This is a genomic window from Phenylobacterium sp., assembly GCF_036723115.1.
In the GTDB taxonomy this organism is placed as follows: Bacteria; Pseudomonadota; Alphaproteobacteria; order Caulobacterales; family Caulobacteraceae; genus Phenylobacterium.
This window is the reverse complement of sequence record NZ_DAIMHV010000142.1, coordinates 1-6772: the sequence shown is the minus strand read 5'-3', so window position 1 is coordinate 6772 and position 6772 is coordinate 1. Positions and strand designations below refer to the sequence as shown.

The window sequence follows — 6772 nt, the reverse complement described above, 5'->3', positions numbered from 1 at the left end:
GCCCGAACCCGCCCCCGTGGCCGCCAGCGTCGCCTTCGACGGCGAGGTGATCGCCCTGGCGCCGGAGGACGAACGCCAGGCCCCGCCGCCCCCGGGCGAGCCGGTGAGCCCCACCCTGCCGACGCCCGCCGAGACCACGCTCTCCAACGGCCTTCGCGTGGTGGTGGCCCGCTCCAGCGACCTGCCCCTGATCTCGGCCACCCTCATTGTGCGCGCCGGCGCCTGGGCCGATCCGCAAGGGGAGGCCGGGGCCATGTCCATGACCGCGGGCATGCTGACGGAGGGCGCCGGCGAGCGCACCGCCCCGCAGATCGCCCAGGCGGTGGAATCCCTGGGCGCCACCCTGTCGTCCGGGGCGGGGCTGGAATCCTCGTCCGTCAGCCTCACGGCGCTGTCGGACAAGATCGCTCAGGCCCTGGAGATCATGGCCGACGTGGTCCGCCGGCCGACCTTCGCGGCCGAGGAGCTGGAGCGCCAGCGCGCCCAGGCCCTGGACGGCCTGTCGGTGGCCCTGCAGAGCCCCGGCCAGGTGGCGGCCATGGCCGCAGGCCCGGTGGTGTTCGCCGGCACCCCCTTCGGCCAGGTGGCCGACGGCACGCCGGCCTCCCTGCCCCGCCTGACCCCCGAGCGTCTGGCCCAGCTGCACGCCGCCCATTACCGGCCCGACAACGCCATACTGGTGCTCACCGGCGATGTGACGCCCCAGGCCGGCTTCGCCTTGGCGAAGGCCGCCTTCGGCGACTGGGTCAATCCGGCCGGGCCCGCCCCCGTCCAGCCGCCGGTGACCCCGCAGGCGCCGCGCCAGGTGGTGGCCATCGACCTGCCCGGCGTCGGCCAGGCGGCCGTGCGCCTGGCGCGGCCGGCCCTTCCTCGCAAGGACGAGGCCTATTACCCGGCCCTGGTGGCCAACGCCGTCCTGGGGGTGGGCTATTCCTCCCGCCTGAACCAGGAGATCCGCATCAAGCGCGGCCTGTCCTATGGGGCGAGTTCGGCGCTCTCGGCCCGGCGCACCACCGGCGCCTTCCAGGCCCAGGCCCAGACCAAGAACGAGTCCGCGCCCGAGGTCCTGGACCTGATCGCCGCGGAGATGCGCCGCCTGGGCGAGGCCCCGGTGGCGCAGGACGAGCTGAAGGCCCGCAAGTCGGTGCTGATCGGCAGCTTCGGCCGCACCCTGGGCACGGCCGGCGGCCTGGGCGGCCTGCTGGGCGAGCTCGCCCTGCAGGACGTCCCGCTGACGGAGATCGGCGTCTATACGGACAAGGTCGAGGCGGTGGACGCCGAGGCGGTGCGCCGCTTCGCCCGCGCCGTCCTGGCGCCGGAGGGGGCCTCGGTGATCATCGCCGGCGACGTGGCCCTGTTCGGCGACGAACTCGCCGCCCGCGAGCCCGCCCTGCGGATCATCCCGGCGGGCGAGCTTGACCTGGACGCACCGGGCCTGGGCCTCAACCCCCAGTAAGGCTCAGGCGCTCCGGGGGTTGAACTTGGCCGCGGCGGCGGCCTATTGGGTCCTATGCAGGACCGGTTCGACGTGGTGGTGATCGGCGCAGGCGCCGCCGGCCTGGCCGCGGCTGCGCGCCTGTCGCGCTCGCGCCTGTCGGTGGTGGTCCTGGAGGGCCAGGGCCGCATCGGCGGGCGGGCCTATACCCTGGCCGCACGGCCGGACCTGCCCATCGACCTGGGCTGCGGCTGGATCCACAGCGCCGACCGCAATCCGCTCACCGCCCTCTTCGAGCGGGAGGACATTCCGCTCGACCGCACGCCGCCGGCCTGGGGGCGGCCTGAGGCCGATCTCAGCCTTTCCCCCGACGAGGCGCGCGCCTTTCAACAGGCGCTGAACGCGTTCGAGGCCCGCCTGGCCGAGGCCGCCAAGACCGGCCGGGAGGACCGGGCCTCGGCCCACCTCCCCCGTCAGCCCCGCTGGCTGCCCCTGCTCGAGGCCTTCAGCGCCTATTACAATGGCGCGCCGCTGTCGCAGATCTCCGTCCAGGACTATGGCGCCTTCATCGACACCGGGGTGAACTGGCGCGCGCCGGAGGGCTATGGAGCGGCGATCTGCGCCCTGGCCGACCGGTCCCTGGTGGTTCCCCATTGCGCGGTCCTGTCGGTGGACCATTCCGGCCCGGAAATCCGGCTGGAGACCGCCCGCGGCAGGATCACCGCCCGGGCGGTGATCACCACCGTCTCCTCGGCGCTCATGGCCCGGGAGGCCATCCGCTTCGACCCGCCCCTGCCGGCCAAGACCGACGCCGCCCAGGGCGTGCCCCTGGGCCTGGCCAACAAGGTCTTCCTGAGCCCCACCGCCCCGGCCGACTTCCCCCGGGAGCACCATCTGCGCGGCGCCGTCGATCGGGCCGAGACGGGCAGCTACTATCTGCGCCCCCTGGGCCGGCCGGTGATCGAGGCCTTTTTCGGCGGCGACCACGCCCGGGCCCTGGAGGCCGAGGGTCCCGGCGCGGCCGCGGCGTTCGCCCAGGAGGAACTGGCCCGGGCCTTCGGGGCCAAGGCCGGCGGGCGGCTGCGTCTGGTGGCCGAGACCCGCTGGGGGGACGACCCCTATGTGCTGGGCGCCTATTCCCACGCCCTGCCCGGCTGTGCGGCCGCGCGCCAGGAACTGGCGGCCTCGGTGGACGGGCGGCTGTTCTTCGCCGGGGAGGCCACCTCCGCCACCGCCTTCTCCACCGCCCATGGGGCCTGGGAAAGCGGCCTGCGGGCCGCCAATGAGGCCCTGGCGGCCCTGGAGCGGCGCTGAAGACCGCCCGGTTGCAATCAAGCCGTCATGGTCGAAAGCTAGACGGGTCTTCAAGGTTCAGGAGGCGCGCATGAACGATCCCATCGGCCGGGCGCTGGCCCTGTCGCGCCGGCGCATGATGGCCGCGGGCCTGGGCGCCCTGCTCGTCCCGGCCCTGGACCCGCGCCAGGCCCTGGCCCAGCCGGTCTTCGCCGACTATCCGTTCCAGCTGGGGGTGGCCGCGGGCGACCCGGCGCCGGACGGCTTCGTCATCTGGACCCGCCTGGCGCCCGATCCGCTGGCGCCGGGCCACGGCATGCCCGCCCGGCCCGTGCCGGTCAGCTGGGAGGTGGCCGAGGACGAGGCCTTCAGCCGCATCGCCGCCAAGGGCGAGGCCGTCGCCCGGCCGGAGCTGGCCCATGCGGTCCATGTGGAGGTGGCCGGCCTCGCGCCGGCCCGCACCTATCACTACCGCTTCACCGCCGGCGCCGAGCGCAGCCTTTCGGGCCGGGCCCGCACCGCGCCCCTGGCCGGGGCCGCCGTGGAGCGGGTGCGCTTCGGCGTGGTGGGCTGCCAGCACTATGAGCAGGGCCACTACACCGCCCACCGCCGCCTGGCCGAGGAGGACGAGCTCGACTTCGTCTTCTGCTACGGCGACTACATCTATGAAGGCCGCAGCGCCCGGGTTTGGAACAGCGCCGCCGGCCCCCAGGCCAATCTGCGCCAGCATCTGGGCCAGGAAATCTACAGCCTGGACGACTACCGGCGCCGCTACGCCCAGTACAAGATGGACGCCGACCTGCAGGCCAGCCATGCCGCGGCCGCCTGGTTCGTCACCTGGGACGACCACGAGATCGACAACAACTGGGTGAGCGACATCGACCAGGACGGGACCGACCCGGCCCTGTTCCGCCTGCGCCAGCAATCGGCCATGCAGGCCTATTACGAACACATGCCCCTGCGCCGGCAGGCCTTTCCCTCTGGCCCTTCCATGCGCCTCTATCGCCGGGCCGACTATGGCCGGCTGATGCGGCTGAACCTGCTGGACACCCGTCAGTATCGCAGCGACCAGCCCTGCGGCGAGCGCTGGGGGGTCTGCAACGAACTGGACCGGGCTGAGGCCGAGGTGCTGGGCGCCGCCCAGGAGCGGTTCGTCTTCGACAGCCTGGCGAGCTCCCAGGCCCGCTGGAACGTGCTGGCCCAGCAGGTGATGATGATGGACCTGGACCGCGATCCGGGGCCGGCCTACATGGCCAATCCCGACAGCTGGGGCGGCTATCGTGCGCCGCGCGCGCGCCTGCTGCGCCACATCCGCGATCGTCAGGTGGCCAATCCCGTGGTGCTGACCGGGGACGAGCACCAGAACTATGCCGGCGAGCTGCACCTGGACGGGCGCAATCCCGAGGGCCGCGCCATCGCCACGGAATTCGTCGCCACCTCCATCACCTCCGGCGGCGACGGGACCGACCAGTCCCCGCGCATGGCCCAGGTGCAGTCGGCCAATCCGACGCTGAAGTTCAACAATTCCCAGCGCGGCTACCTGCTGTGCGACGTCACCGCCGAGCGCTTCCAGACCGCCTTCCGCGTGCTGGACAAGGTGAGCAGCCCCGGCGGCGTGGTCAGCACCCGGGCCACCCTGGCCGTGCCGGCCGGCGAGACCCGGCTGACCAACGCTTAGAGCCCGGGCCGCCGTCTAGGCGCCGGCCCGGCGCCCCCAGTGGGCGAGGTCGGGCTCGTGGCCCATGAGGGCCAGGCCCGAGGCGATGGATTCCAGCTCGCTGCCGGTCTCGATCCGTTCGGGCGCGAAGCGGCGGGCGAAGATGGCCCGCACCGCCGGCACCAGGGACGAGCCGCCGGTGAGGAAGACCCGGTCGATCTGATCCGGAGAAAGCTCGGCCTCGTCCAGGGCGCGATCCACGGCGGCCTCGATCTGCACAAGCTCTGGCGCGATCCAGGCTTCGAACGCCCCGCGGGAGACCGGCGCCGAAAGGGCGATGTCGCCGGCCTCGAAGGTGAAGGTGGCCTCTTCCTGCGCCGACAGGGTCTCTTTCAGGGTCGAGACGGCGCGATAGAGACGGTAGCCGTGATTGTCGTCCAGCACCTCGATCAGGCGGGCGATCTTCTCCGGCTCCACCGCCTCGCGGGCGAGCTTGCGGATGTCGCGCATGTCGCGGGAGGCCCGCAGCAGGGCCAGCTGATCCCAGCGGGCGAAGGCCGAATAGTAGCGGTTGGGGATCGGCAGGGTCTTGCCGAAGGTGCGGTAGGACGAGCCCTTCCCCAGGGCGGGCGAGACCAGATGGTCGATGATCCGGTAGTCGAAGGCGTCGCCCGCCACCCCCACGCCGGCCCGGCCCAGGGGCTGGGCGCGGAAGGCGCCGTCCTTTCGGGTGAAGCGGATGATGGAGAAGTCGCTGGTGCCGCCCCCGAAGTCCCCCACCAGCACGGTGGCGTCCTGCGTCAGCTGGCGGGCGAAGAAGAAGGCCGCGCCCACCGGCTCATAGACATAGAGGATCTCGGAAAACCCCAGCCGGGCGAAGGCGGTCTCATAGCGGGCCAGCGCCAGGGCCTCGTCCGGGGCGGCGCCGGCGAAGGTCACCGGCCGGCCCACCACCGCGCGCCGAGGCAGGTCGGCCAGGGCCTCGCCTCCATGCTCGCGCAGCTTGAACAGGAAGGCCGCCAGCAGGTCTTCGAAGCCGTAGCGGCGGCCCAGAATCTGCGTCTCGGTGAAGTTGGCCGAGGCCGCGAAGCTCTTGAACGACTGGATGAAGCGGGTTTCCAGCGGGTCTTCGGCATAGGCCTCGATGGCCCAGGGGCCGGCCTCCACCGTTCGCTCGGCCGGCTGGTCGGGCGGGGCGTGGAAGGACAGGGCCGAGCGGAAGGCGAAGGTCTCGCCCAAGGGCGCGGAAAACCGCACCAGATCGGCCGCCTGGCCGGGGGCGGCCAGGGCGATCACCGTATTGGTGGTGCCGAAATCCACCCCCAGGGTCAGGGCGGTGTCTGAGCTGATGACAGGCGTCATGGGCGCTTCCTCCAGGGCGGGGACGAAGGATCGCCCGCCGCCCCGAAGGCGCGCGATCCCTTAAGCGGTCTGGAGGCGGACCAGGACCATCAGGCTTCGACCGCGGCCGGGCTGAGGTCGTAGGCGGCCAGGGTGGCCAGTTGCAGGATGCGGCTGACCGAGGAGGAGAGCGGGGCGATCTGCACGGGCTTTTCGAGGCCAAGCAGGATGGGGCCCACCAAGGTGGCGCCGCCAAAGGCCTGGACCAGCTGGGTCGAGATATAGGCCGAGTGGATGGCCGGCATGATCAGGATGTTGGCCGGGCCGGTCAGGCGCATGAAGGGGAAGTTGCCCCGCCGCTCCGGCTCCAGCGCCAGGGAGGGGGGCATTTCGCCCTCATACTCGAAGTCCAGCTCCATCTCGTCGAGCATGGCCACGGCCTCACGCACCTTTTCGGAGCGGTCGCCCATGGGATTGCCGAAGGTGGAATAGGACATGAAGGCCACCCGCGGGGTGTAGCCCAGGGCCTTCACCGCCCGAGCCGCCTCCAGGGCGATGTCCACCAGGTCCTCGGCCTCGGGCATTTCGGTGACATTGCTGTCGGCGATGAACAGGGTGTGGCCCTTGCCCAGCAGGACCGACATGCCCATGACCCGGCCGGCCGGCGCCGGATCGATCACCCGCAGCACCTCGTCCAGCGCCTGATCATAGGAGCGGGTCACCCCGGTGACCATGCCGTCGGCATGGCCCAGGGCCACCATGCAGGCGGCGAAGGAGTTGCGGTCCTGGTTCACCAGCCGCTGCACGTCACGCATCAGATAGCCCTGACGCTGCAGGCGCTTGTACAGATACTCGGCGAATTCCGGATTGTGGTCGGAGGTCCGGGCGTTGACCACCTTCAGCGCCGCATCCTCGGGGTTCAGGCCCACCGAGCGCATGTTCTGCGCCACCAGTTCGTCGCGGCCCACCAGTATGGCCTCGCCCAGGCCTGCGGTCTGGAAGGCGTAGGCCGCGCGGATCACGCTGGGCTCCTCGCCCTCGGCGAA

The 6772-nt window shown here is 72.0% G+C and carries 5 protein-coding genes; 3 read left to right on the top strand and 2 right to left on the bottom strand.

The window, feature by feature from the left end; translation table 11 throughout:
• From V7D28_RS12665 to V7D28_RS12655, 3 genes are all read left to right on the top strand, one after another.
• Nucleotides 1-1456 (top strand): M16 family metallopeptidase (locus V7D28_RS12665; RefSeq protein WP_333587743.1); only part of this gene is annotated, 1456 nt, incomplete at its 5' end.
• Between the two features lie 54 nt (nt 1457-1510).
• A complete protein-coding gene (locus V7D28_RS12660) occupies nt 1511-2749 on the top strand; it encodes a flavin monoamine oxidase family protein (protein WP_333587742.1) in 1239 nt (412 codons plus the stop codon).
• Between the two features lie 70 nt (nt 2750-2819).
• Nucleotides 2820-4406 carry an alkaline phosphatase D family protein gene (locus tag V7D28_RS12655; RefSeq protein WP_333587741.1) on the top strand — a complete coding sequence of 529 codons (1587 nt, stop codon included), beginning with the start codon at nt 2820-2822 and terminating at the stop codon, nt 4404-4406.
• A 15-nt stretch (nt 4407-4421) separates the two neighbouring features.
• Here the strand turns inward: V7D28_RS12655 and V7D28_RS12650 are convergent, their stop codons facing one another.
• Nucleotides 4422-5747: an Hsp70 family protein gene (locus tag V7D28_RS12650; RefSeq protein ID WP_333587740.1), complete on the bottom strand. Its 1326-nt coding sequence runs from the start codon at nt 5745-5747 to the stop codon at nt 4422-4424.
• Nucleotides 5748-5836: 89 nt separating this feature from the next.
• The coding region (locus V7D28_RS12645) for a phosphate acyltransferase (protein WP_333587739.1) at nt 5837-6772 on the bottom strand (936 nt) is incomplete at its 5' end.